Below are 23,769 nucleotides of genomic sequence, written 5' to 3'. Positions count from 1 at the left end.
CTCTTGAGGTCGCTCCCTGCCGGCATTCGCGGTTGCGGCTATTTCCACATGCCGCGCATGCGGGCGCCGAGGTCGACGCGGACTTCAGGTCTGTGGCGCGGATCGTCCTTGGCGTGGACGCTCGCCCAAGAGGTCTGCTCGAAGGCGCCGAGGATCGAGGCCGGGATGAAACGGGTTCGCGAGGCATAGACGTGACGGTCGCCGCGCGCTGCCTGGCCGTGGGTGAAGAAGCGCTGCGGCGTCACCAGATGCAGGCCGTCCTTGGCCCGCGTCATCGCGACGTAAAGCAGCCGGCGCTCCTCCTCGATGTCTTCCTTGGTGCCGACGCCGAGATCGGCCGGGATGCAGCCATCGACGGTGTTGAGCACGAAGACGTTCTTCCATTCCTGGCCCTTGGCCGAATGAATGGTCGACAGGATCAGATAGTCCTCGTCGCGGTGCGGCGGCCCGGCCTGGTCGCTGGTCGCATCCGGTGGATCCAGCGTCAGCTCGGTCAGGAAGCGCTCGCGCGAAGCATAGCCTGAACCGATCTGCTCGAGCTGCATGAGGTCGGCCCGCCGCGTCGTCGCATCCTCGTGCATGCGCTCGAGATGCGGCTCGTACCACAGCCTGACCTGTTCGAGATCGGCCGGCCATTTCCCCGACCGGGCGCGCAGGCCGGAATAAAGCGCAACGAAGGCTGGCCAGTCCTCAGCCGCGCGTTGCGGCGGCCGGTAGCGGGCCAGCCCCATTTCCTCATCGAGCGATGTCGCCATGGTCTCGACGATGGTGCTCGCCGCCGAAGGGCCGATGCCGGGCAGGAGCTGCAGCACGCGGAAGCCGGCGACGCGGTCGCGCGGGTTCTCGGCAAAACGCAGCACCGAAAGCACATCCTTGACATGGGCGGCGTCGAGGAATTTCAGCCCGCCGAACTTGACGAAGGGGATGTTGCGGCGCGTCAATTCGATCTCCAGCGGGCCGCTGTGGTGCGAGGCGCGAAACAGCACCGCCTGCGATTTCAGCACCGTGCCGGCCTCGCGCTCGGCAAGGATGGCCTGGCAGACATAGTTCGCCTGCTCCGCCTCGTCGCGCACGCTGACCAGTTTCGGCCTTTGCGAGGATTTGCGCTCCGACCAGAGCTTCTTGGTGAAGCGCTCCGATGCCTCCGAGATGACCGCATTGGCTGCCGCCAAAATGGTCTCGGTCGAGCGGTAGTTGCGCTCCAGCATGATGACATCGGCGGCTCGCGCGAATTGTTGCGGGAAATCGAGGATGTTGCGCACGTCCGCGGCGCGAAACGAATAGATCGACTGCGCGTCGTCGCCCACCACCGTCAGTCCGGCGCCGTCCGGCTTCAGCGCCGAAAGGATCGAGGCCTGCAGCCGGTTGGTGTCCTGGTATTCGTCGACCAGCACATAGTCGAAACGCGAGCCGAGATGCGCCGCGATCTCCGGCTCGGCGGCCATCTGCGCCCAGTAGAGCAGGAGGTCGTCGTAATCGAGCACGTTCTGCGCCTGCTTGGCTTCGACATATCGGGCGAACAGCGCCTTCAGTTGTTCGGTCCAGCCGGCACACCAGGGAAAGGCCGAACCCAGCACCTCGCCGAGCGGCGCTTGCGCGTTTACTGCGCGCGAATAAATCGCCAGGCAGGTGCCCTTGGTCGGAAACCGGCTTTCGGTCTTCGAGAATCCAAGCTCATGCCGGGCAAGAATCATTAGGTCGGCGGAATCCTCGCGGTCATGGATGGTAAAGGCGGGGTCGAGGCCGATCGTCAGCGCATAGTCACGCAGCAGCCTGGCGCCGATGCCGTGAAACGTGCCGGCCCAGGCCAGCGCATCGGCGATGACGGACGCGTCTCGGCCCAGCACCTCGCCGGCGATGCGTTCGACCCGCCTAGCCATTTCGGTGGCGGCGCGGCGCGAGAATGTCATAAGCAGAATGCGTCTGGGATCAGCCCCCTTGACGATCAGATGCGCAACCCTGTGGGCGAGCGTGTTGGTCTTGCCGGAGCCGGCGCCGGCGATCACCAGCAGCGGCCCGGCGATCTGGCCGTCGCCATGTTCGACGGCGAGCCGCTGCTCGGCGTTGAGCTTCGCCAGATAGGCGGGCTGCAAGGACGAATCATTGATGGCGATGGTCATCGCCTATCAAGCATCGTTTCCGCTTTGTTCGCAACGGGCGGAAGTCGCCCTTACCGCCGTGGCGCGACACCCGTTGCCGCCGACTGGCGCCGCAAGGCGGCGCGTTCGTCGCCAGGCACCGGCAACGGATCGAAATTGTCGGGCACGTCCTTGATGATCTCCTTGGCGATGCGATAGGTCGCGTAAGCGAAAAGGCCGGTAATGAGCAGACGGATCATGGCGCGATCTCCTTTGGGCAACCAACCTCAGAGCCGCCGTTTGGTTCCAGCCGACGCGGCGTCGTTTGCGAGCGTGCAACCAAAGCCGAACCACCTCGTTGCCTTACGAAGGAGAGGGCAGACCTAGGAGGTCGCCATGAAGAGGCTTCTGATTCTGCTAGCCGCCAGCTTGGCGCTCGCCGCCTGCGACGGCGACATCCAGCCAACCAAAGCCCCGGTGCTCGATCAAACTCCGCAGACGGATTCGGCGCCAAAGCCGGCGGCCAGCGGCGATCAGCCGGCGCAATGATCGTTTTCCGGCGGGAGACGAGAAATGGCTTTCAGGAGAAGAAGGCCGGCGCCGCTTGGGAGGTGAGCTGATAGCGCCGGCCAGGCGGATATCAGGTCCGCCGCAACAACCGAAGATAGCTGAGTCTCTCGCCTGCGTCATGAGGTGGCAGTTTTCGTGCCGGTTCTGCTCGTGCCGTCTGCGCAAAACCAGCTGAAACGGCCGCAAATCCCGCAAGGCCGCGGAAAGAATCCGACCTCAGGCCATCGCCTGCCGCAGCACCGGGCCGCCGGCAATCCCGGCGTCCAACTGGCACTGCGTCAGCGCCGCCTCGGCCATTATCCACTGCTTGAACAGTTCCACCTTGCGCGTGTAGGGCGCGGTGACCGGGCAGACGAAATACCAGCCGGCGGTGTTGGGGTGATGCACGGCAAACGGCGCCACCAGCCTATCTGCGCGGATCTCGCTCGCCATATAGGCGCGGTTGGCGACTGCAAAGCCCATGCCGGCATTGGCCGCCTCATAGGACATCATGCAGGAATCGAAATAGATGCTCTTGGTCTCGCCGAGCACGGAACTCGCGCCGGCAAAACCCAGCCACGACTGCCAGTTCTGCGTGCAGGTGTCGGAATGCAGCAGCGTGAAATGCCTGAGGTCGTCGGGCGTCACCTTTGACGGCGGCCTGTCGCCGAGAACCTCGTGGAACAGCTTCCTGCTGCACACCGGCGTCAAATCCTCCTTGAACAGCAGGTCTGCCTTGAGGTCGGGAAAGCTGCCGTCGCCATAGCGGATCTCGAGGTCGAACTCGGAGGTGGCGAACTCATTGGTGGCGTAGGAGGTCGAGACCCGCATTTCGATTTCGGGATATTGCCGCTGGAACAGCGGCAGGCGGGCAAACAGCCAGCGCGCCGCGAACGTCGGCAGCACCGAAATCTTCAGCACATGTGCCTGCGACTGTCCGGTCGCCTCCATGCTGGCCGCCACGATGCGCTCCAGCGCCTCGCGAACGCGCGACACATAGGTCTCGCCCTCGGGCGTCAGCGACACCGCATTGCCGCCGCGCTGGAAGATCTTGAAGCGCAGCTGTTCCTCGAGGCTTTTGACGCGCTGGCTGACGGCGGAAGCAGTAATAAACTGCTCTTCGCCGGCGCGCGTGAAGTTACGGTGCCGGGCGGCACTTTCGACAATCTTCAGCGAATTGAGGTTGACCTGACTGAGCAGACGCACGCGTTTCGACCTTAAGCTGGGCTTACACTAGCACCAGCATTCCTAATTTTACAGGGGTGGGGAAATTAATCGACAGTTTACCAAGTGATGCCCCCATCCTGGAGAAGTAGAATGAACGCCCATACCATACCTGAACTGCGCTACGCGATGAGCCGAGAAGCCATTATCGGTCATGAGACGGCCTGGAAAGTGTCGGGTTTCGGCGTTGCGCAGTATCTGCATGGCTACGACCCGGCGCTGCTGGCGGCGATCGAAGAGGCGGCGTTGAAGCTCAAGGCCAGCCACGCCGTGCACAAGCACCTCGATCTGACCTTCATCACCGGCGCCGACCGTTTCATCCCGGAGATCAAGGAACTGCTGCATGACAAGCTGCGCCTGGAACGTCTGTCCGACATGATGGGCACCAAGCTCGAGCCCTATCCGCTGTCGATCGTCGGCTCGACCGTCACTTTCATGAATCCCAAGGACGGCGCCGTCGATTGGCATTGCGACGGTGTCCCGGTCACCGAACTCATTCCGCTGTCGATCAGCAATCCGCTGGTCGGCGGCCATCTCGAAATCTACTGCGACGATTCCGAGACCGGCCGCGCCATCCTTGAATCCGGCCGCGAGATTCCGCGCAACCAGGTCATGCGCATCGACCACAAGATGAACTACGCCACACTCGGTCAGTTTCTCGGTGTGCTGCACCGCACCGCGCCGATCCAGCTCGGCTCACGCGTCACGCTGGTCCTCAACCAGCGCTCTGTGGCCAAGCCCTACGTCGACGACAATCGCATGTTCTATCTCGCAGCCGACAATGATCACGATCGCGAATGGGTCAACGAACTGGCCGAAGACGTCTGGACGAACCAGCTGCCGGCCTATCGCCGCTTCGAGGAAGAGCGTCCGGTTGCGGCGGCGACCGATGCGCCGGTCCCGGGCGGATCAAGGGAATCATGGTAGCCAGAGCATAGAAGTGGACGCCTGTTTGGCCGTCGGTAACATCATGGTCGGCGATAAGGACAAGGCACCGTCTCGGCGATTCCGGGGTGGATCGGGCTCGCCGTCGGCCCTGGTCTTCGCCGCCGGCGCGGTCGCCCTGTGGTCGACCAACGCGCTGGTCGGCAAATCCCTGCTGGCCAGCCATCCGGTGTCGCTCGTGCAGTTGCTGCAGTTTTGTGGAGCGGCTCTGGTGTTCGCCGTCATCCATCTGGCGAGCCGGAAGGGGGACACGCAAGACGCAGCCTTTGCCAAGGGTGCTGACGGCACCCTGGCGCCGGTCGCGGTCGGCTTTATTGGCCTGGTCGGCACCATGGTGCTGCAATACATCGCCTTTGCCTCCATGCCGGTGATCGAGGCCAATCTCGTCGCCTACACCTGGCCGCTGATGGTCGCGGCGGCGGTCATCGTGCTGGGCAAGCGGCAACGCCCCGTGCTGCTGGGTTTGACTGCCGTGTTCGGCTTTGTCGGCGTGGCGCTGGTGATCTCGGGTGGTCGCGGCCAGCCTTTTCTCCAGGGCAGCATCGTCGGCTATCTCGCTGCCTTCGGCTCGGCGCTGTGCATGGCCTTCTATTCGATTGCGGTCGCCCGCCTGGCCACACCGTCGGAGCGTTTGCTTTTGCCTTCGGCATTGGTCGGCGTCGGCCTGACCTTGCTATGGTGTATTCACGACGGCGCAGCCTGGCCATCCAGCGAGCACCTCCTGCTTGGCCTCTATCTCGGCGCCGGCCCGATGGGGCTGGGATATTATTTCTGGTCGCGCGCCTTGAAGCTTGAAGGCGGCGGCAAGGTTGCGGTCATCGCCTATCTGACGCCGATCGCATCGACGCTGCTGCTGACGCTGTCGGGCGAAAGGCTGACGCTGACCGCGATAGCCGGTGCGGTCCTCGTCATCGGCAGCTGTATTGCGGTGGGCATAGAACGCTCGGAGGCTGAACATGCTTGACGACGATGAACGCCTCGCCAGACAGGAAGCATTCTGGCTGCTCAAGGAGTTCGGCGCCGAGGCGCCGCTCTACGCCGCCATGAAGGCCGAAAAGGCGATAGAGCAAAAAGATTTCGGCCGGTGCGCCCGCTGGAAGCGCATTCTGGAGATACTGGCCGACTCCAAACCTGCCGGGTCCGTGCAGTTGAAATCTGCTGGCGCGAAGTCGGCCGTTTCCAAGTATTAGATTTTCTAATTTGCAACGTTGCAACCTGTTGTGGAAACATCCTCCTGTTCCGATTCTTGATCGTTTATTGAGACTTAGCGACCCGTTGGGGGGTGCAGCTAGGTCGATACATCAAGAGAAGTCTTAAAAAAAGCCGGCAACTTCATGACCGGCGGGAGAAACAGAATTGCACACCATCGACAGCAAGACCGCTATTGAACTGACTGCTGACATCGTCTCGGCCTATGTCGGCAACAATCCTCTCCCTGCGTCCGGCCTGCCGGATCTGATCGCCAGCGTCAGCGCATCGGTGCGCAAGCTGGGCAGCATTGCCGCCGTGGAAAGCCCCGCGCTGAACCCCGCTGTCAATCCGAAGCGGTCGGTGTTTCCCGACCACATCGTCTGTCTGGAAGATGGCAAGAAATTCAAGTCGCTGAAACGCCACCTGATGACCGACCATGGTCTCAGCCCGGAGGAATATCGTGGCAAATGGGGCTTGCCGTCGGACTATCCGATGGTGGCGCCGAACTACTCCGCGACCCGTTCGGCACTGGCCAAGTCCTCGGGCCTCGGCCGCAAGCCGGCCGTTCCGGCCGCCGCGGCCAAGGTGACGAAGCGCAAACCCAAAGCCTGAACCAGGCAGCCTCTGAAAAGTCAGTCTGCTGTTTGCAATGGACGGCGCGCTTAAGGCGCGCCGTCTTCATGCCTTATGCCCCCGCCAGCGCCCAGGCCCTTGCGAAGCGCCGCCCTCCCGTGCAAAAGCCCCGGCATGCTTATCATCAACGATCTTTCGCTCCGCATGGCCGGACGCTTGCTTCTCGATCATGCCTCGCTGACCTTGCCGGCCGGCACCAAGGCCGGCCTCGTCGGCCGCAACGGCACCGGCAAGACGACGCTGTTCAAGGCCATCACCGGCGACTTTCCCTCCGAGACCGGCTCGATAAGCCTGCCCAAGAACACCCGCATCGGCCAGGTGGCGCAGGAAGCGCCCGGCACCGAGGAGCCGCTGATCGAAATCGTGCTCAAGGCCGACCTCGAGCGCACCGCATTGCTCGAGGAGGAAAAGACCGCCACCGACGCGCACCGCATTGCCGACATCCATATGCGGCTGGCGGATATCGATGCGCATTCGGCGGAATCCCGCGCGGCCACCATCCTCGCCGGCCTTGGCTTCGACGACGCCGCGCAGCGCCGCCCGGCCTCGTCCTTCTCCGGCGGCTGGCGCATGCGCGTCGCGCTTGCCGCCGTGCTGTTTGCCGAGCCCGACCTTCTGCTGCTTGACGAGCCGACCAACTATCTCGATCTCGAAGGCACGCTGTGGCTGGAAAACTACGTGTCGAAATATCCGCACACGGTGCTTCTGATCTCGCACGATCGCGACCTGCTCAACCGCGCCGTCAATTCCATCGTTCATCTCGACCAGAAGAAGCTGACCTTCTGGCGCGGCGGCTACGACCAGTTCGAGCGCCAGTACACCGAGCAGAAGGAATTGCAGGAGAAGGGCCGCGTCAAGCAGGAAGCCGCGCGCAAACACATGGAGTCCTTCGTCGAACGCTTCCGCGCCAAGGCTTCGAAGGCGAGACAGGCGCAGTCGCGCATCAAGGCGCTGGAGAAGATGAAGCCGATTGCCGCGATCGTGAACGACACGGTGCGGCCGTTCTCTTTCCCCGAACCGGTGAAAACGGTGGCGTCGCCGATCATTGCCTTGAACAACGTCAATGTCGGCTACACCGAGGGCCAGCCGATCCTGAAGAAGATGACGCTGCGCATCGATGCCGACGACCGCATCGCGCTGCTCGGCGCCAACGGCAACGGCAAGTCGACCTTCGCAAAGCTTCTGTCGGGCCGGTTGAAGCAGGAGAGCGGCACCATGACGGTGGCGCCGGGCCTGAAAGTGGCTATCTTCGCGCAGCATCAGCTCGACGATCTCAGGCCTGATGAAAACGCCTACGAGCATGTCCGCCGGCTGGTGCCGGAGGCGCCGGAATCCAAGGTACGTGGCCGCGTCGCCCAGTTCGGTCTCACCACCGAGAAGATGAACACCGCCGCCAAGGACCTGTCCGGCGGCGAGAAGGCGCGCCTGCTGATGGGCCTGTCGGCCTTTGAAGGGCCGAACCTGTTCATCCTCGACGAGCCGACCAACCATCTCGACATCGACAGCCGCGAGTCGCTGATCCATGCGCTGAACGAATTTCCCGGCGCCGTCATCCTGATCTCGCATGACCGCCATCTGCTGGAAGCGACGGCCGACCGGCTGTGGCTGGTCAAGGATGGTGCGGTCAACCCGTATGACGGCGACCTGGAGGACTACAAGACGCTGGTCACCGGCGTGTCGGGTGACCGCCGCGGCAAGCGCGAGGCCGAGAAGGCATCCAAGGCCGATCGCCGCCGCGATGCCGCGGCGCGCCGCGCCGCCTTCGAGCCGCTGGCAAAGGAAATCCGCGCCACCGAAGCGCTGATGGACCGCATCCGCAAGCGCATCGACCTGATCGAGGACGAACTCGCCAATCCGGCCGTCTACGAGAAGGATCCATCGACGGCGACCCGGCTGGCCAAGGAGCGCTCGCAACTGGCACAGCAGCTTGCCGGTCACGAGGAAAAGTGGCTGACCATGTCGGCGGAGTATGAAGAGGGCACGGCGGAGTAAAGCGGCCGGTTGCGCCCAGTCGCATGATGAAAGGCCAGCGAACGCCGGGACGCTGCAAAGCAGCGGGGGATCCAACAGGGGGCTGAAAAGCCTTCGGCACCGAGGCTCTTGCTACGGCTTCTCTTACGCACCCGGGCGACGCGGCCCGGTGTTTATTGCCGTCTTCGGCGTCGAGAAGCGGACCGTAATTTGGCTCGCGCGGATCACCAAACGAGCTCCTGCTTTCAGGCGGCTTTCCGCTGAACTTTCCACGTCTCGTGCCGCTTCCCCCATGCCGACATTGCGGTCACGGCATCGTTCAGGCTGAAGCCCAGTGGCGTCACCGAATATTCCACGCGCGGCGGTACCTGGTCATAGGCGCGTCGGCTGACAAGCCCGTCGGCCTCCATCTGTCGCAATTGTTGCGCGAGCATCTTCTCACTGATCCCCGACAACCGCCGGTGCAATTCGGCGAAGCGGTGAGGCCGCAGGTGCAATTCCCACAACAACGAGGTTTTCCACTTTCCGCCGATTGCCTGCATCGCGGCAGCAAAGCCGCAGCTGTCTGTTTCCTTGCTCCTCATGTGACTACTCCTGACATGATTCCAATAACTTACCTCAAGGTGCGTACTTCTCAACGCAGGAAGAATATATATCTTCAGATTAGCGCGCCAAAGACAAACCAGCTATCGCTATCGGAGAAATCGTCATGAAATCCAATGTCTGCGTGCTCGGCGCGGGCCGCATGGGCTCGTCCATTGTTCGAACGTTGCTCGACCGAAATTATCCAACATCGGTGTGGAATCGTACTGCGGCCAGGTGCCAGCCCCTAGGTATTCTTGGTGCGAGGGTAGCCTCTTCAGTCGAGGATGGAATCCGGTCGGCCGATGTCGTGATCATAAATGTTCTGGATTATGCCGCTAGCGATGCGCTGCTCAAGCAGCGCAGTGTTGCTTCGGCACTGGCCGGCAAAGCCATCGTGCAACTCACCTCCGGCTCAGCGCGCTTGGCACGGGAGGAAGCGCGCTGGATAGAAGCGCATGGCGCCAGCTATCTGGACGGGGCGATCCTGGCGACCCCGGATTTTATCGGCAAACCCGACACAGCATTGCTTTATTCAGGCTCCCGCGCCGTCTACGAAACGAACAAGACCCTGCTCTTTGCGCTTGGCGGCGGCACAAGTTATGTCGGCGAGGTGCCGGGCCAGGCCTCCGCGCTTGATACCGCGCTGCTCACGCAGATGTGGGGCGGGCTCTTTGGCGCGCTCCAGGGCATGGCTGTCGCCGAGGCCGAAGGTCTCGATCTGGAGACGTTCAGGAGCCATCTGACTGCATTCAAGCCGGTTGTCGATGCCGCCTTGTTCGATGTGGTTGACCGGACGAAGGCGCGCCGTTTTGCCGGCGACGACGCAACGCTCGCGTCATTGGGCGCCCACTACAGCGCCTTCCGGCATCTGCTCGAAGCATGCCAGGAACGAGGTCTCGACGCTGCCATGCCGCGCGCCATGGACGCAATTTTCCAGCAGGCGCTTTCTGGCGGGCGCGCAGATGATGATTTTGCATCTCTCTCGCCCCTGTTCGGAAATAGTTCGCCGCATCATGGCAGGGAGCCTGCGAATGCGTGATGGCAAGACCAGGCGACGGGCGACCTGCTCGTGTCGCGGGGTGGAACTGGTGCTCGCCGGGGAGCCTCGGCGCGTCTATGCCTGCAGCTGCCTGGAATGCCAGAGATGCACGGGCGCAGCGTTCTCATACCGAGCCATTTATGACGACTCCGCCATAGTCGACCGAAAAGGCGAGACGAAATCCTGGCGACGAAACGGCTCGTCAGGGCAATGGCTGGAGCAGACATTTTGCACCACATGCGGATCGATCGTCTTCATGCGTGCCGAAGGCCTGACGGAAGCGCTGTCGGTATCTGTCGGCTGTCTGGAGGACCTGGAATTTCTGCCTCCGGCAATTCTTCATTGGCCCAACAGGAAGCACAAATGGCTCTGCCTGGAAGGCGTGCCCCAGGCAGAAGCCTCCTGAGGCAGATAGCTGACCGGCCCAGTCTTGGGTGGCGATCGGCTTGGCAGTGTCCTTGCCTTCTTCCCCAGGGGAGAAGGCAAGGGGCATTGCTCGCAGAGGCAAAGCGGTGCGCCACTTCTGGCCCTACACGCCGCCCGCGAAACCCGCTAAAAACCCCGCATGAACCAGCACGCCAAGCTCAGAATCGGCCACTCCACCTGTCCGCATGATTGCCCTTCGACCTGCGCGCTCGAGGTCGAACTGCTCGATGGCAACCGCATCGGCCGTGTCCATGGCGCCAAGTCCAATACGTATACGGCTGGTGTGGTCTGCGCCAAGGTCGCGCGCTATGCCGACCGTGTCCACCATCCCGACCGGCTGCTGAAGCCGCTTGTTCGCGCCGGGGCCAAGGGCGCCGGCGTCTGGAAGGAATCCAGCTGGGAAGCGGCACTCGACCTCGTCGCCGAGAAATTCATCGCGGCCGAGAAAAAATACGGCTCCGAGACCGTCTGGCCTTATTTCTATGCCGGCACGATGGGGCTAGTGCAGCGCGACGGCATCGACCGGCTGCGCCATGCGAAAAAATACTCCGGCTTCTTCGGCTCGATCTGCACCAATCTGGCCTGGACCGGCTGGATGATGGGAGCGGGCGCCTTGCGCGGTCCCGATCCGCGCGAGATGGCGAAGTCCGACTGCGTGGTGATCTGGGGCACCAATGCCGTGGTCACGCAGGTCAATGTCATGACCCACGCCATCAAGGCGCGGAAGGAGCGTGGCGCCAGGGTCGTCGTTATCGACGTCTACGAGAACGCGACGATGAAGCAGGCCGATATGGGCCTTGTGCTGAAGCCCGGCACCGATGGCGCGCTGGCTTGCGCGGTCATGCATGTGCTGTTCAGGGAAGGCATGGCCGACCGCGCCTATCTCGAAAGATACACCGACGATCCGAAGGGGCTGGAAGCGCATCTGGAGACGCGCACGCCGGAATGGGCGTCCGCCATCACCGGTCTTGCCGTCACTGAGATCGAGGCTTTCGCACGCCTCGTCGGCACGACGAGGAAAACCTATTTCCGCCTCGGCTATGGCTTTGCCCGCCAGCGCAACGGCGCGGTCAACATGCACGCGGCATCCTGCATCGCCGCCGTCACCGGCGCCTGGCAATATGAGGGTGGCGGCGCCTTCCATTCCAATTCCGGCATCTTCAAGCTCAACCAGGATGTGCTGGAAGGCACCGCGATGCGCGATCCCAATATTCGCCATCTCGACCAGTCGCGCATCGGTCCGGTGCTGACCGGCGCAGCGGACGCGCTTTACGGTGGCCCGCCGGTGACGGCGATGCTGATCCAGAACACCAACCCGGTGAATGTCGCACCCGAGCAGCGGCTGGTGAAACATGGTTTTCTCCGTGATGACCTGTTCACCTGCGTGCACGAACAGTTCATGACCGACACGGCAAAGCTTGCCGATGTCGTGCTACCGGCAACGATGTTCCTCGAGCATGATGACGTCTACAAGGGCGGTGGCAACCAGCACATCACGCTCGGTCCCAAGCTGATCGAACCGCCGGAAGGGCCGCGCACCAACCACTTCGTCATCGAGCAATTGGCGCAGCGTCTCGGCGTCTCCGACCGGCCGGGCTTTGGCCTGACCGAGCAGCAGCATATCGACATCATCCTCGGCAAGCGCGGGCTGGGCTCCTTCGCCAGCCTCAAGGAAGACAAATGGGTCGACCTGCAGCCGGATTTCGAGGCGGCGCATTTCATCGATGGTTTCGGCCATGCCGACAAGAAATTTCACTTCCGCGCCAACTGGAGCGGGCAGGCGGCGCCCAACCGGCCGCCGAAAAGCATGGGCCTGTTCGGGCCGGTGGCGGAACTCCCCGAATTCCCCGACCATGTCGACCTGATCGAGGTCGCGAATGCCGAGCATCCGTTCCGGCTGACGACATCACCGGCGCGCAATTTTCTCAATTCGACATTCGCCGAGACACCGGTGTCGAGAGCCAAGGAAGGCCGGCCGGAACTCCTGTTGCATCCGGACGACGCTGCCGCGCTTGGCTTGGACGACGGCGACCGTATCGAGGTCGGCAACCGGCGCGGCGAGGTGGTGCTGCACGCAAAGCTGTTCGATGGCATCAAGCGCGGCGTGGTGATCGCCGAGGGCATCTGGCCAAACAGCGCCCATGAGCGTGGCGAAGGCATCAATGTGCTCACCGGCGCCGACGCACCAGCGCCCTATGGCGGTGCGGCCTTCCACGACAACAAGGTCTGGCTGCGGCCGGCGGGCTGAAGCAATTCCAGGAAAAGTGTGAGCGGTTTCCGTCCGGAATTGCATAGAAGTGACTGGCTATCCCGGCAGAGGCACCGTCAGCCCCACCTTGACACGGTCCATGGCAACGAAGGTGCGGAATTTTCGGACATTCTTGCTGTCGAAGAACAGTCTGCGCGTCAGCGCTTCATAGGCGCCCATGTCGGCCGCGGTGATGACTAGGATGAAGTCGGCCTCGCCGGTGACGTAGTAGCATTGCTGCACTTCGGGCTCTGCCGAGAATTGCCGCTTGGCCGCGTCGATCAGGTCCGAGCGTTCGCTCTCCAGTTCCACTTCGACGAAGATGGTGATGGGATGGCCGACCGCCGCCGGGTCGACCACGGCGACATTGCCCGCAATGACGCCGGACTGTTCCATGCGCTTGATGCGCCGCTGCACCGCCGGCGCCGACAGGTTGACGGCTTCGCCGATCAGCCGCTGCGGCGTCGTGTTGTCCCGCTGCAGGATGGCAAGGATGGCGAGGTCGAAACTGTCGAGCGAAGGCGATCGAGGCAAAGCGCTATCCTGGCGAAACAAACTTGCATTTCGAAGCGCCAATAACAGCGCTATTTGCGCCTCGGCTGCAATATGATTTCGTCACACCCAAAGGAGGCCACCCGTGTTCCTGCTCAACAGCAATGCCTTGCACCGCCGGCCGCTCGATCCGGTCGATGCCGAAACGCTGGGGAATGCCGGTGCCGATACGGTCGAGCGCTTTCTTGCCCATCGCGACAATCACCTCGCAACTCCGTTGCATGCATTGCCGACGCTGGCCGGCGAACTCGGCCTCGGCGCCGTCCACATCAAGGATGAAGGCTTTCGCCTCGGTCTCGGCAGTTTCAAGGCGCTCGGCGGCGCCTATGCCGTTTTTCGACTGGTGCTGGAGGAGGCGAGCCGATCGCTTCATCGGCCCGTTGACGTGGCCGATCTCAACCGGTTCGACGTCCGGGCGGTCGCTGCCGGCATGACGGTTGCCTGCGCCACCGACGGCAATCATGGCCGCTCGGTCGCGCAAGGTGCACAGTTGGTTGGCGCGAAAGCGGCAATCTTCGTTCACGCCGGCGTCAGCGAGGCGCGCATTGCAGCAATAGCCCGCTATGGCGCCGAGATGATCCGCGTCGACGGCAATTATGACGACTCGGTCAGGCAGGCCGCCGAGGTTTCAGCGGAGCAAGGCTGGACCGTGGTGTCCGACACCTCCTGGCCGGGCTACGAGCGCATCCCCGGTCTGGTCATGCAGGGCTATACGGCGATCGTGCGCGAAGCGTTGGGCCAGTTGCCGCAGCCGCCGACCCATGTCTTCGTGCAGGCCGGTGTCGGCGGTATTGCCGCCGCCCTGGCCGGCCATCTCGCCATCGTGCTCGGTGACGCCAGGCCGACCTTCATCGTCGTCGAGCCGGCCCGCGCCGCCTGCGTTGTCGCAGCCGCCCGGGCGGGCCACGTGGTCAAGGTCGCACACGATCAGCCGACGGTGATGGCGATGCTCGAATGCTACGAGGCCTCGCAAGTTGCCTGGCGCGTTCTGGCGCGGGTTGCCGATGCCTTCATGACAGTGGATGAGGAGGAGGCGGTCGCGGTGATGCGGCGGCTGGCACGGCCGGCTGGCAATGATCCAGTGATCGTCGCCGGCGAAAGCGGCGGCGTCGGTCTGGCCGGGCTGATCCGGGCGGTGGCCGACCACAAGGCCGCGCTCGGGCTCGACGACAAATCCCGCGTGCTGCTGATCAACACCGAAGGCGCCACAGACCCGCATCGCTATACCGAGCTGGTCGGGCAGAGCCCCGCCGATGTGCTGGCCGGCAAGCTGAAGGCCGAGGCATAGCCATGATCGGGATCGATGCACAGCGTCTGCTTGGCCGCATCCGGGAACTCGGCGCCGTTGGCCGCGACAGTGAGGATAGGCTGATCCGGCTCGCCGCCTCCGACACAGACAGACAGGGCCGTGACCTCTTTGTCGGCTGGCTCAGGCAGGCCGGGCTGGAAGTCGCCATCGACCGGGTCGGTAATATCTTCGGCATCTGGCAAAGCCCCGACAATGCCGGGCAGGCGCCGCTGCTCATCGGTTCGCATATCGACACCGTTATCGATGCCGGCATCTATGATGGCTGCTACGGCGTGCTGGCCGGGCTGGAGGTGATCGAGACGCTGCAGGCTTCGGGCTTTTCGCCGTCGCGCCCGGTCGCGGTCGCCGCTTTCACCAATGAGGAAGGCGTGCGCTACACGCCTGACATGATGGGCTCGCTATGCCATGCCGGTGGCGTCAGCGCCGAGGCCGTGCTGGCCGCCATCGGCACGGATGGCAGCGTGCTCGGCCAGGAGCTCGCCCGCATCGGCTATGCCGGCGACCGCGAACCCGGCTTCCTCAAGCCGCATGCCTATCTCGAACTTCATATCGAGCAAGGGCCGGTGCTGGAGCGTGAAGGCGTGCCGATCGGCGCGGTCGAGAATTTGCAAGGCATTTCCTGGCAGCGCATCACCATCGACGGCGCCGCCAACCATGCCGGCACCACGCCGATGTCGATGCGCAGCGACGCCGGCCACGCCGCCGCCCGCATCATCACCTTCCTGCACGATCGGGCCAGGGCTTCAAATGGGCCAACCGTGGCCACGGTCGGCACGATGCGCTTCGAACCCAACGCCATCAACGTCATTCCCGCGCGCGCCGTCTTCACCATCGACCTGCGCGATCCCGACGAACAGCGCCTGCAGGCGCATGAGGCGGCCCTTGCTGCCTATCTCGAGGAGCTTGAGGTTTCGGAGAACGTATCGATCTCGGTCGAGCGGCTCGCCCGCTTCGAACCGGTGCTGTTCGACATCGGCATCGTCGAACTGATCGAGGCGGCCGCGAAGAACCGCGGTCTCGGCGTCAGGCGCATGACATCGGGCGCCGGCCATGACGCGCAGATGATGGCCCGCCTCGCGCCGGCGGCAATGATCTTCGTGCCGAGCGCCGGTGGCATCAGCCACAATTCGCGCGAACACACTGAAGATGCCGAGCTTGTCGCCGGCGCCAACATCCTGCTTGATGTCGCCAGTGAGCTTGCAAAAGAGGTCGGGGAGAAAAATGGCTGAACTCGATCGTGATGCGCTGAAGCGGGAGATGACGGGCTGGCGGCGCGATTTGCACGCGCACCCCGAGTTCGGTTTCGAGGAAAAGCGCACCGCTGGCTTTGTCGCCGCGAAGCTGCGCGAATTCGGGCTGGACGACGTTGCAGAGGGGGTCGGCGGCACCGGCATCGTCGGCACGTTGAAGCGCGGCAGCGGCAACCGGGCGATTGCGCTCAGGGCCGACATGGATGCGCTGCGCATCACCGAGCAGTCCGCGACAGCCTATCGCTCGCAGAACCCCGGCGTCATGCATGCTTGCGGCCATGACGGCCACACCACCATGCTGCTCGGCGCGGCAAAGCTGCTCGCCGCCGAGGGCGGTTTCGACGGCACCGTGCGTTTCGTTTTCCAGCCGGCCGAGGAGTGGGGCAGGGGGGCGCTGGCGATGCTGGACGACGGGCTGCTGCGGCGCTTTCCCTTCGACGAGATCTTTGGCCTGCACAACATGCCTGGCCTGCCCGTCGGGCATTTCGAGACCCGTGCCGGCCCGTTCATGTCGGCGGAGGACAATTTCGAGATCGTGCTCAAGGGGATCGGCGGCCATGCGGCGCGGCCACATTCGGGCAATGAAACACTGGTCGCCGCCTGCGCGCTGGTCACCAATCTGCAAACCATCGTCTCGCGCCGGCTGAGTCCCGCCGACATTTCGGTGGTTTCGGTGACCGAGCTGATCACCGACGGCACCCGCAACGCATTGCCCGGCCTCGCCCGCATCCTCGGTGACGCCCGCAGTTTTCGTCCCGAGGTCAGCGCCGAGATCGAGCGCCAGATGCGGGTCATCGCGGCAGGCACCGCCGCTGCCTACAATGTCACCGCCGACGTGACCTATAGCAGGGAATTCGTGCCGCTGCAGAACGATGCCGACCTGGTGGACGCGGCCTTTGTCGCCGCAAGGCGCGTGCTGGCCGATGGCGCCGCCAGCATCGCGGCGGAGCCGATGACCGCCTCGGAGGATTTCGCCCGCTTCCTCGACCACGTACCGGGCTGTTTCGTCTTCCTCGGCAATGGCGAGGCCTCGGCCCCGCTGCACAATTCCAGCTACGACTTCAACGATGACGGGCTGTTGCACGGCACGAATTTCCACGCCGCGATCGTCAGGCAAAGGCTGGGCGGCGCGATCGGGAAGTGACGCCTGGTCGCCTTCGCAACTGGCCCAAGCGGCACTGCTATCGCCAGCCAGATGCCGGGTTTAGGGAGATTGCCTGTTGCCGGAGATCGCACGCCGATGACCAGGGTTTCGCTTCTGGGAATACCACATGACGAGAACTCGTCCTATCTCAAGGGCGCGGCTGCAGCGCCGGCCCTGATCCGGCGCGAACTCAAAAGCGACGCGCACAGCTCGAGGAGCGAAACCGGCTTCGATGTGGCGGACAATTTCGTCGACCACGCCGACATCGACTTTTCAGGCGCCGGCGATCCGTGGGAGCGAATCGAGGCCGAGGTCGGCCGCGCGCTGGATGCCGGCCACCCGTTGATCAGCCTCGGCGGCGATCATGCCATCGCCTGGCCGGTGCTGCGTGCCGTGCGCCGCCGCCATGCCAGGCTAACGATCGTCCAGATCGACGCCCATCCCGACATCTACGATGCCTATCAGGGCAACAGGCGGTCCCACACCTCGTCCTTCGCGCGCATCCTGGAGGAGGGGCTGGCTGACCGGCTGATCCAGATCGGCCTGCGCACCCTCAATGATGAGCTTCGTGACCAGCTCAAGCGCTTCGGCGTCGAAATGATCGAGGCGCGGCATTTCAGCGAGGATCTGCAGCTCGATCTCAAGACGCCGGTCTATCTCTCGGTCGATCTCGACGGCCTCGACCCGGCTTGTGCGCCCGGCGTGTCGCACCGCGAACCCGGTGGTCTTACAACCCGGCAAGTGATCAACCTGATCCAGCGGATCGACCAGCCCATCGTCGGCGCCGATGTCGTCGAATACAATGCAAGCCAGGACGTCTCCAATCTCACCGCGCTGGTTGCCGCCAAGCTGGTCAAGGAGATCGCCGGCATGATGCTCAAGACGCATGGCGCCGGCTGAATCAATCTGGCAGGGCGGCATGGTAGATCATTGTTGCGACTCGCATTTCCAGTGAAAGCCGCCATGCCGCATCCATTGAAAATAGCCATAGCCGGTGCGCTCGGCCGCATGGGCAGGGAGATGGCGCTGGCCGTCGAGACCGATCCCAGGCTGGCGCTCGTCGCCCGCTTTCACAGGCCGGGCAGCGCCGGCGAGGGGCTGGTCGAGCGCGACGAAGCACTGGCGCTTGCGGATGTCGTCATCGATTTCACCACGCCTGCGGCCTCCATCGAATTGGCGAAGACTTGCGCGGCCCGCGGCGGCCCTGCGCTGGTCATCGGCTCGACCGGCTTCGAGCCGGCCGATCTCGCCGCCATCGCTGCTGCTTCGAAGTCCGTCGCCATCGTTCGCTCAGGCAGCTACTCGCTGGGGCTCAGCATGCTGACCGGGCTGGTCGAGCAGGCGGCGCGAGCACTTGGTCCCGACACCGACATCGAAATCCTGGAAGCGCATCACCGCATGAAGGTCGACGCACCGTCGGGCACGGCGCTGATACTGGGCGAGGCGGCCGCTCGCGGACATGGCGTCAGGCTGGACGATGTGGCGAAACGCATCCGCGACGGCGTTACAGGTCCACGCCCTGCCGGCGAGATCGGCTTTGCCGTGCTGCGCGGCGGCAGCATCGTCGGCGAGCACAGCGTGAGCTTGCTGGCCGAGGGCGAGACGCTCACGCTTTCCCATTCGGCCGCCGATCGCTCGATGTTCGCGCGCGGCGCCATTGCGGCAGCACGCTGGGTCGCCGTCCGGCCGCCCCGCGAATACGACATGCGCGACGTACTGGGCTTCACGACCTTTTGAGATGCAAGCGTAACGCAACGAGGGGCGTTGCGAGGTCGGAGCCGTATAGAGAATAGAATATAGCAACAACTACGCCATTTCGCGCCTTCCTAGACCGAACCGAACGGTTCGGTTCGCACATTTTTGTGATTGGCAATGGCAGCAACGCACACCCATTTCGGGGTGGTCCGAGCGACGCGAATTCCTCCCAAGGCACGCCACTTGACGGACAGAACTGAAAAATCTGGATTACCTGAAATGACCAAGATCGCACTTACCGCTGCTGCCATCCTCCTTGCCACCGGCACCGCTTTCGCAGGCAGCGACCACTACGGCTCCGACAGCGTCAACCAGCCTGCTGTAACAGCGCCCGCCGGCAACATCGATCACAATTATACCGCCTCGATCCGCAAGCCGGCCAGCCTCGGCGATTTCACGATCAAGGGCGACTCGAACCAGCCGGAATCCGGCCAGGGCATCTGGGGTCGTTGATTTCTGAGAAATCTACGACCACAAAGAGCGGTGGGCCCGGCCCACCGCTCTTGTTTTTATGCAATCGACTCGGGGCCGCAAAGATCTTGAATCAATCCGCCAGCAATTGGTCCTATCTCCTTGTTTGACCGTGGTCTTTTCAAAACACGGTTTGCGGCTGTCACCTGCGGCTAGCCCGTTAGGCAGCTTGGTCTAGCTTAGATCCTTCGGCTTGATGCAATGCGTCAACCGGGCCGCGCCGAAGCCGAGATCCGCCCAGTCGCCGTCGATGACAAAGCGGGCAAGGGCGCCGGTCGGGAATTTCTCTTCAAGTTTCCTGAGAGCAGCCACACCCGATCGCGGACCGGCGAGCCGGCGGGCAAAGTCCTCCAGGCCGGGATTATGGCCGAGCACCAGGAGACAGCTAGCCGATGCGACTGCCTGCTGCAGCTCGGCCAGAATGTCGCCAGCCGTGGCTTCGAAAAGCGCCTCGGCGAACTCCACCGTTACGCTCGCCGACAGTTCCGCCGAGACCAGCCGCCATGTCTCGCGCGTACGCAGCGCCGGCGACACCAGCGCCAGGTCAGGCAGCCAACTGCGCCGGGCCAGTTCGCGCCCCATCAGCGGCGCCGTCTTCAGCCCGCGCGGCCCGAGCGGCCGGTCGAAATCAGCAAGCGCCGGGTCGTCCCAGCTCGACTTGGCGTGGCGCAGCAGGAGCAATTGTCTCGGTGTCGCCATGTCGGCCTACGGCGTGATCCGCGCCAGATGTTCGAGATCGCGTTCTTCGCGCAGCGGGTCGGGCGCCATCACCACGGAAGTTCCGTTTTCGGCATCGTCGGCGAAATGCGCCAGCACGGTGCGGCCGCCTTCCATGTGCGCCTTGCCGTCGGCGACCAGCCCGAGTGCCAGCGCATAAAGCCGGTGCTCGGCCTTCAGCACTCTGGCGGCCAGCGTGTCTTCGTTGTCGCCGACCATCACCGGCACCGCTGCCTGCGCGATGATCGGGCCGTCATCCATCTCTGATGTGACGAAATGCACCGTGCAGCCATGAATGCGAATGCCGGCGCGCAGGGCGCGCGCATGCGTATCGAGCCCTTTGAAGGCCGGCAGCAGGGCAGGGTGGATGTTGAGCATGCGCCCTTGCCACTTCTCGACCAGGCCGCGGGAGAGAATGCGCAGATAGCCGGCCAGCGCCACGATCTCGGCATTGAACGCAATCAGCGCGGCGTCGATCGCCGCATCATGGGCTTCCTTGCTGGCATGGTCGGCGCGCACGATGACCTTGGTCGGGATACCGCGCGCGGCCGCGATGCCGAGGCCGGCGGCGTTGGCCCGGTCGGAAATGACGCCAACGATCTCGGCGGGATAGGCCGGGTCGCTCGCCGCCGCGATCAGCGCCGTCATGTTCGAGCCGCGTCCCGAGATCAAAACAACCGTGCGTTTCCTGCTCATAGGCCGATCGAGCCCCGATAGATAACGCCGGCGTCGCGGCGCGGCACGATGCGGCCGATCGGCGTCACCGTCTCGCCGGCCTCCTGCAGCACGGCTGCGACCTGTGCGGCCTGGCCGGAGGCGACGACGAGGATCATGCCGATACCGCAGTTGAAGGTGCGCATCATCTCCTCCGGCGCCACGCCGCCAGTCTTCGCCAGCCAGGAAAACACCTGCGGCACATCGATGGCATTGAGATCGAGCTCTGCGGAAAAGTCCTTTGGCAGGACGCGCGGGATGTTTTCGGGGAAACCGCCGCCGGTGATGTGGGCCAGCGCCTTGATGCCGTGCGTGCCACGGATCGCTTTGAGGACCGACTTCACATAGATGCGGGTCGGCTCGAGCAGCGCCTCTGCCAGCGTCGCCTCATCGTTGAACGGCGCCGGATCGCCCCAGGCAAGACCGCTGACGCCAACGATGCGGCGCACCAGCGAAAAGCCATTCGAATGCAGGCCCGAGGAAGCCAGGCCAAGCAGCACGTCGCCTTCGACGATATCGTCGGTCGGCAGCAACTGGCCGCGTTCGGCAGCACCGACGGCGAAACCGGCCAGGTCGTAATCCTTGTCGTGATACATGCCGGGCATTTCGGCCGTCTCGCCGCCGATCAGCGCGCAGCCGGCCTGTCGGCAGCCGATTGCTATGCCGCCGACGATTGCCGCCCCCTGGTCGGGGTCGAGCTTGCCGGTGGCGAAATAGTCGAGGAAGAACAGTGGCTCGGCGCCCTGCACGACGATGTCGTTGACGCACATGGCGACGAGGTCGATGCCGATCGTGTCGTGCTTGCCGGCATCGATGGCGATCTTCAGCTTGGTGCCGACGCCGTCATTGGCGGCAACCAGCACCGGATCCGTGAAACCCGCCGCCTTGAGGTCGAACAGGCCGCCAAAACCGCCGATCTCGCCATCGGCGCCCGGCCGGCGCGTCGCGCGCACCAGCGGCTTGATCTTCTCGACCATGAGGTTGCCGGCATCGATGTCGACGCCCGCCTCGGCATAGGTGAGCCCGTTCTTGCGCTTGGCCCGGTCGCCCTTGCTCATCGTCGGCGCATCCCTGTTTCCCTCGGCGGCTCTTCGCATGAATGGTTTCGGGGGGCAAGGATGACGACAGGATACCGGGCTTTTGCCCAAGATAAATACGTGGACAGTCGCCCCTTCACCGCTGGTCCTTGCACCCACAATCCAACTCCATCATCTATCTGCAGAACAAGCATGGCGGGACATGCCTTTGACCATTCCCAACCTCATCACCATCCTGCGCTTCGTGCTGGTTCCGGCCGTCGTACTGGCGATGCTGAACATGCGCTGGGACTGGGCCTTTGCCGGCTTTCTCGTTGCAGGCATTTCCGATGGCGTCGACGGCTTCATCGCCCGCCGCTTCAACCAGCATTCGAACTCGGCGCCTATCTCGATCCGATGGCCGACAAGGTGCTTCTGGTCTCGGTGTTCGTGGTCATGGGCTTCATCGGGCAATTGCCGCTGTGGCTGGTGGTGACCATGGTGTCACGCGATGCGCTGATCATCTGCGCCGTGCTTTTGTCCACGGTCATGGCGCATCCGGTCGAGATGAAGCCGCTCTATGTGTCGAAGGCCAACACCGCCGCCCAGATCGTGCTGGCGCCGTGGTGCTGGGCGAACTTGCCCTTGGCCTCCACCTCGACCCGCTCAGGCCTGCGCTCATATTGCTGTCCGGGGTCTTGACCGTGGCTTCGGCCGCGGCCTATCTCGTGGCTTGGCTGAGGCATATGAGCGGCTATGGCGAAGGCTCCACCCCGGGTAGTTGACAAGAATGCCGCGACTGCCGCGCTGGCAGAGGCGGCTGCGTCCCTGGCGTTTCGCCGCCAGATTTTCTTCTGGCTGGGCACGGCAATCTTCCTGGCGCTGTTCCTCTACATTTTTTCCAGCATCCTGTTGCCGTTCGTTGCCGGCATGGTGCTGGCCTATTTTCTCGACCCGGTCGCCGACCGGCTGCAACGCCTCGGCCTCTCCCGGCTGATGGCGACGGTGGTCATCCTGATTGCCTTCATCGTCCTTTTGGTGCTGGCCTTCGTCATCCTGGTTCCGGTACTGGCCACGCAGATGGCCGATTTCGCCAGCAAGCTGCCGGAATATCTGACCCGGCTGCAGTCGCTGATCACCAGCTTCGATCCGAAATGGCTGGAGCAGAAATTCGGCGTCAATGCCAATGGCCTGCGCGACGGGCTGAATTCGCTGCTCACTTCCGGTTTCGGCCTGCTGAGCACCGTCTTCACCTCGATCTGGAGTTCCGGCGTTGCTCTGGTGTCGGTGGTCAGCCTGTTCGTGGTCACTCCGGTTGTCGCTTTCTACATGCTGCTCGACTGGGATCGCATGGTGGCGGTCGTCGACAGCTGGGTGCCGCGTGATTATGTCGGGACGGTCAGGGCGATCTCCAGGGACATCAACACCGCGACCGCCGGCTTCGTGCGCGGCCAGGGCACGCTGTGCCTGGTGCTCGGCGGCATGTATGCCACCGGCCTGACGCTGACCGGGCTGAATTTCGCCATCCTCATCGGCCTCTTCGCCGGGCTGATCTCGTTTATCCCTTATGTCGGCTCGCTGACCGGACTGGTCCTGGCCGTCGGCGTCGCCTTCGTCCAGTTCTGGCCGGACTGGACCATGATCGTTGCTGTCGCCGTGGTGTTCTTCATCGGCCAGTTCATCGAAGGCAACATCCTGCAGCCCAGATTGGTCGGAAAAAGCGTCGGCCTGCACCCGGTCTGGCTGATGTTTGCGCTGTTCGCTTTCGGCGCCCTGTTCGGCTTCGTCGGCCTTTTGATCGCCGTTCCTGCTTCGGCGGCGGTTGCCGTGCTGGTGCGCTTTGCCATTGCCCGCTATCTCGAATCGCCGCTCTACAAGGGACACTCCACCGAGCCAGTCCCGCCGCTGCCTGCCGATCGCGGCGGCGGCCACCGCTCGCCGCGCGGCTGAAC

24 protein-coding genes and 1 pseudogene are annotated in these 23,769 nt (G+C 63.7%); 17 read left to right on the top strand and 8 right to left on the bottom strand.

Translation table 11 applies throughout. The features are described from left to right. Positions 1-38: 38 nt before the first annotated feature. Positions 39-2,120 (bottom strand): ATP-dependent helicase, encoded by a 2,082-nt coding sequence (locus tag NL532_RS24575; RefSeq protein WP_023829020.1) that lies wholly within the window; start codon positions 2,118-2,120, stop codon positions 39-41. Positions 2,121-2,170: 50 nt separating this feature from the next. Beyond that, positions 2,171-2,338, bottom strand: coding sequence for a hypothetical protein (locus NL532_RS24570; protein WP_023684745.1), 168 nt, complete (start codon positions 2,336-2,338; stop codon positions 2,171-2,173). Between the two features lie 136 nt (positions 2,339-2,474). Here NL532_RS24570 and NL532_RS24565 point away from each other — a divergent pair, with 136 nt between their 5' ends. Further along, a complete protein-coding gene (locus NL532_RS24565) occupies positions 2,475-2,627 on the top strand; it encodes a hypothetical protein (protein ID WP_023693936.1) in 153 nt (50 codons plus the stop codon). A 237-nt stretch (positions 2,628-2,864) separates the two neighbouring features. Here the strand turns inward: NL532_RS24565 and NL532_RS24560 are convergent, their stop codons facing one another. Further along, positions 2,865-3,833, bottom strand: coding sequence for a LysR substrate-binding domain-containing protein (locus NL532_RS24560; RefSeq protein WP_023733891.1), 969 nt, complete (start codon positions 3,831-3,833; stop codon positions 2,865-2,867). A gap of 111 nt (positions 3,834-3,944) precedes the next feature. On the opposite strand from NL532_RS24560, the gene NL532_RS24555 reads away from it, so the two are divergent. From NL532_RS24555 to NL532_RS24535, 5 genes are all read left to right on the top strand, one after another. Continuing rightward, on the top strand, positions 3,945-4,778 hold the full coding sequence (locus NL532_RS24555; RefSeq protein ID WP_023684748.1) for a hypothetical protein: 834 nt from the start codon (positions 3,945-3,947) through the stop codon (positions 4,776-4,778). A gap of 25 nt (positions 4,779-4,803) precedes the next feature. Next, the gene (locus NL532_RS24550; protein ID WP_245259943.1) at positions 4,804-5,760 is read left to right on the top strand and encodes a DMT family transporter; all 957 of its coding nucleotides are present in this window, start codon (positions 4,804-4,806) and stop codon (positions 5,758-5,760) included. Next, positions 5,753-5,986, top strand: coding sequence for a hypothetical protein (locus NL532_RS24545; protein ID WP_023733893.1), 234 nt, complete (start codon positions 5,753-5,755; stop codon positions 5,984-5,986). The genes NL532_RS24550 and NL532_RS24545 overlap by 8 nt, the downstream gene beginning before the upstream one ends. Positions 5,987-6,152: 166 nt before the next feature. Next, a complete protein-coding gene (locus NL532_RS24540; protein ID WP_023670270.1) occupies positions 6,153-6,599 on the top strand; it encodes a Ros/MucR family transcriptional regulator in 447 nt (148 codons plus the stop codon). Between the two features lie 135 nt (positions 6,600-6,734). Continuing rightward, positions 6,735-8,612, top strand: coding sequence for an ABC-F family ATP-binding cassette domain-containing protein (locus tag NL532_RS24535; protein ID WP_023829019.1), 1,878 nt, complete (start codon positions 6,735-6,737; stop codon positions 8,610-8,612). Positions 8,613-8,836: 224 nt separating this feature from the next. Here NL532_RS24535 and NL532_RS24530 read toward each other — a convergent pair whose 3' ends face one another. Then, positions 8,837-9,175, bottom strand: coding sequence for a winged helix-turn-helix transcriptional regulator (locus NL532_RS24530; RefSeq protein ID WP_023689072.1), 339 nt, complete (start codon positions 9,173-9,175; stop codon positions 8,837-8,839). Between the two features lie 125 nt (positions 9,176-9,300). Between NL532_RS24530 and NL532_RS24525 the strand changes: the two genes are divergently transcribed. The 3 genes from NL532_RS24525 (at position 9,301) to NL532_RS24515 (ending at position 12,889) form a co-directional block, all read left to right on the top strand. Beyond that, positions 9,301-10,215 carry an NAD(P)-dependent oxidoreductase gene (locus tag NL532_RS24525; protein ID WP_081730967.1) on the top strand — a complete coding sequence of 305 codons (915 nt, stop codon included), beginning with the start codon at positions 9,301-9,303 and terminating at the stop codon, positions 10,213-10,215. Next, on the top strand, positions 10,208-10,621 hold the full coding sequence (locus NL532_RS24520) for a GFA family protein (protein ID WP_023689070.1): 414 nt from the start codon (positions 10,208-10,210) through the stop codon (positions 10,619-10,621). The genes NL532_RS24525 and NL532_RS24520 overlap by 8 nt, the downstream gene beginning before the upstream one ends. Before the next feature lie 159 nt (positions 10,622-10,780). Then, positions 10,781-12,889: a molybdopterin-containing oxidoreductase family protein gene (locus NL532_RS24515; protein ID WP_023752541.1), complete on the top strand. Its 2,109-nt coding sequence runs from the start codon at positions 10,781-10,783 to the stop codon at positions 12,887-12,889. Positions 12,890-12,946: 57 nt separating this feature from the next. On the opposite strand, the gene NL532_RS24510 is transcribed toward NL532_RS24515, so the two are convergent. After that, positions 12,947-13,423, bottom strand: coding sequence for an Lrp/AsnC family transcriptional regulator (locus NL532_RS24510; RefSeq protein WP_023689068.1), 477 nt, complete (start codon positions 13,421-13,423; stop codon positions 12,947-12,949). A gap of 103 nt (positions 13,424-13,526) precedes the next feature. On the opposite strand from NL532_RS24510, the gene NL532_RS24505 reads away from it, so the two are divergent. From NL532_RS24505 to NL532_RS24480, 6 genes are all read left to right on the top strand, one after another. Beyond that, the gene (locus NL532_RS24505; protein ID WP_023752542.1) at positions 13,527-14,729 is read left to right on the top strand and encodes a diaminopropionate ammonia-lyase; all 1,203 of its coding nucleotides are present in this window, start codon (positions 13,527-13,529) and stop codon (positions 14,727-14,729) included. Positions 14,730-14,731: 2 nt separating this feature from the next. Beyond that, on the top strand, positions 14,732-15,979 hold the full coding sequence (locus NL532_RS24500; RefSeq protein WP_031196559.1) for a Zn-dependent hydrolase: 1,248 nt from the start codon (positions 14,732-14,734) through the stop codon (positions 15,977-15,979). Beyond that, the gene (locus NL532_RS24495) at positions 15,972-17,144 is read left to right on the top strand and encodes an amidohydrolase (RefSeq protein ID WP_023829018.1); all 1,173 of its coding nucleotides are present in this window, start codon (positions 15,972-15,974) and stop codon (positions 17,142-17,144) included. Before NL532_RS24500 ends, NL532_RS24495 begins: the two co-directional genes overlap by 8 nt. A 96-nt stretch (positions 17,145-17,240) precedes the next feature. Beyond that, positions 17,241-18,044 (top strand): agmatinase, encoded by an 804-nt coding sequence (gene speB, locus NL532_RS24490; RefSeq protein ID WP_023829017.1) that lies wholly within the window; start codon positions 17,241-17,243, stop codon positions 18,042-18,044. A gap of 63 nt (positions 18,045-18,107) precedes the next feature. Continuing rightward, the gene (dapB, locus tag NL532_RS24485; protein ID WP_023829016.1) at positions 18,108-18,881 is read left to right on the top strand and encodes a 4-hydroxy-tetrahydrodipicolinate reductase; all 774 of its coding nucleotides are present in this window, start codon (positions 18,108-18,110) and stop codon (positions 18,879-18,881) included. Between the two features lie 237 nt (positions 18,882-19,118). After that, positions 19,119-19,352: a DUF680 domain-containing protein gene (locus NL532_RS24480; RefSeq protein WP_023689062.1), complete on the top strand. Its 234-nt coding sequence runs from the start codon at positions 19,119-19,121 to the stop codon at positions 19,350-19,352. A 192-nt stretch (positions 19,353-19,544) separates the two neighbouring features. On the opposite strand, the gene NL532_RS24475 is transcribed toward NL532_RS24480, so the two are convergent. Genes NL532_RS24475 through purM form a run of 3 tightly spaced genes read right to left on the bottom strand, consistent with a single transcriptional unit; the run spans position 19,545 to position 21,859 of the window. Next, entirely contained in the window at positions 19,545-20,069 is a 525-nt protein-coding gene (locus tag NL532_RS24475) for a SixA phosphatase family protein (RefSeq protein ID WP_023705321.1), read from the bottom strand. A gap of 6 nt (positions 20,070-20,075) precedes the next feature. Further along, the gene (purN, locus tag NL532_RS24470) at positions 20,076-20,783 is read right to left on the bottom strand and encodes a phosphoribosylglycinamide formyltransferase (RefSeq protein ID WP_023689060.1); all 708 of its coding nucleotides are present in this window, start codon (positions 20,781-20,783) and stop codon (positions 20,076-20,078) included. Then, positions 20,780-21,859, bottom strand: a complete 1,080-nt coding sequence (purM, locus tag NL532_RS24465; RefSeq protein ID WP_023689059.1) for a phosphoribosylformylglycinamidine cyclo-ligase — start codon at positions 21,857-21,859, stop codon at positions 20,780-20,782. Before purM ends, purN begins: the two co-directional genes overlap by 4 nt. Positions 21,860-22,046: 187 nt before the next feature. Here purM and NL532_RS24460 point away from each other — a divergent pair. Beyond that, positions 22,047-22,602: pseudogene (locus NL532_RS24460) on the top strand (CDP-alcohol phosphatidyltransferase family protein). Then, the gene (locus NL532_RS24455; RefSeq protein ID WP_023684761.1) at positions 22,574-23,767 is read left to right on the top strand and encodes an AI-2E family transporter; all 1,194 of its coding nucleotides are present in this window, start codon (positions 22,574-22,576) and stop codon (positions 23,765-23,767) included. The pseudogene NL532_RS24460 and the gene NL532_RS24455 overlap by 29 nt, the downstream one beginning before the upstream one ends. Positions 23,768-23,769 lie beyond the last annotated feature (2 nt).

It is taken from the genome of Mesorhizobium sp. C120A, assembly GCF_030323105.1.
Taxonomy (GTDB): Bacteria; Pseudomonadota; Alphaproteobacteria; order Rhizobiales; family Rhizobiaceae; genus Mesorhizobium.
The sequence above is the reverse complement of the archived record's forward strand: the minus strand, read 5'-3'. Positions and strand labels throughout refer to the sequence as shown.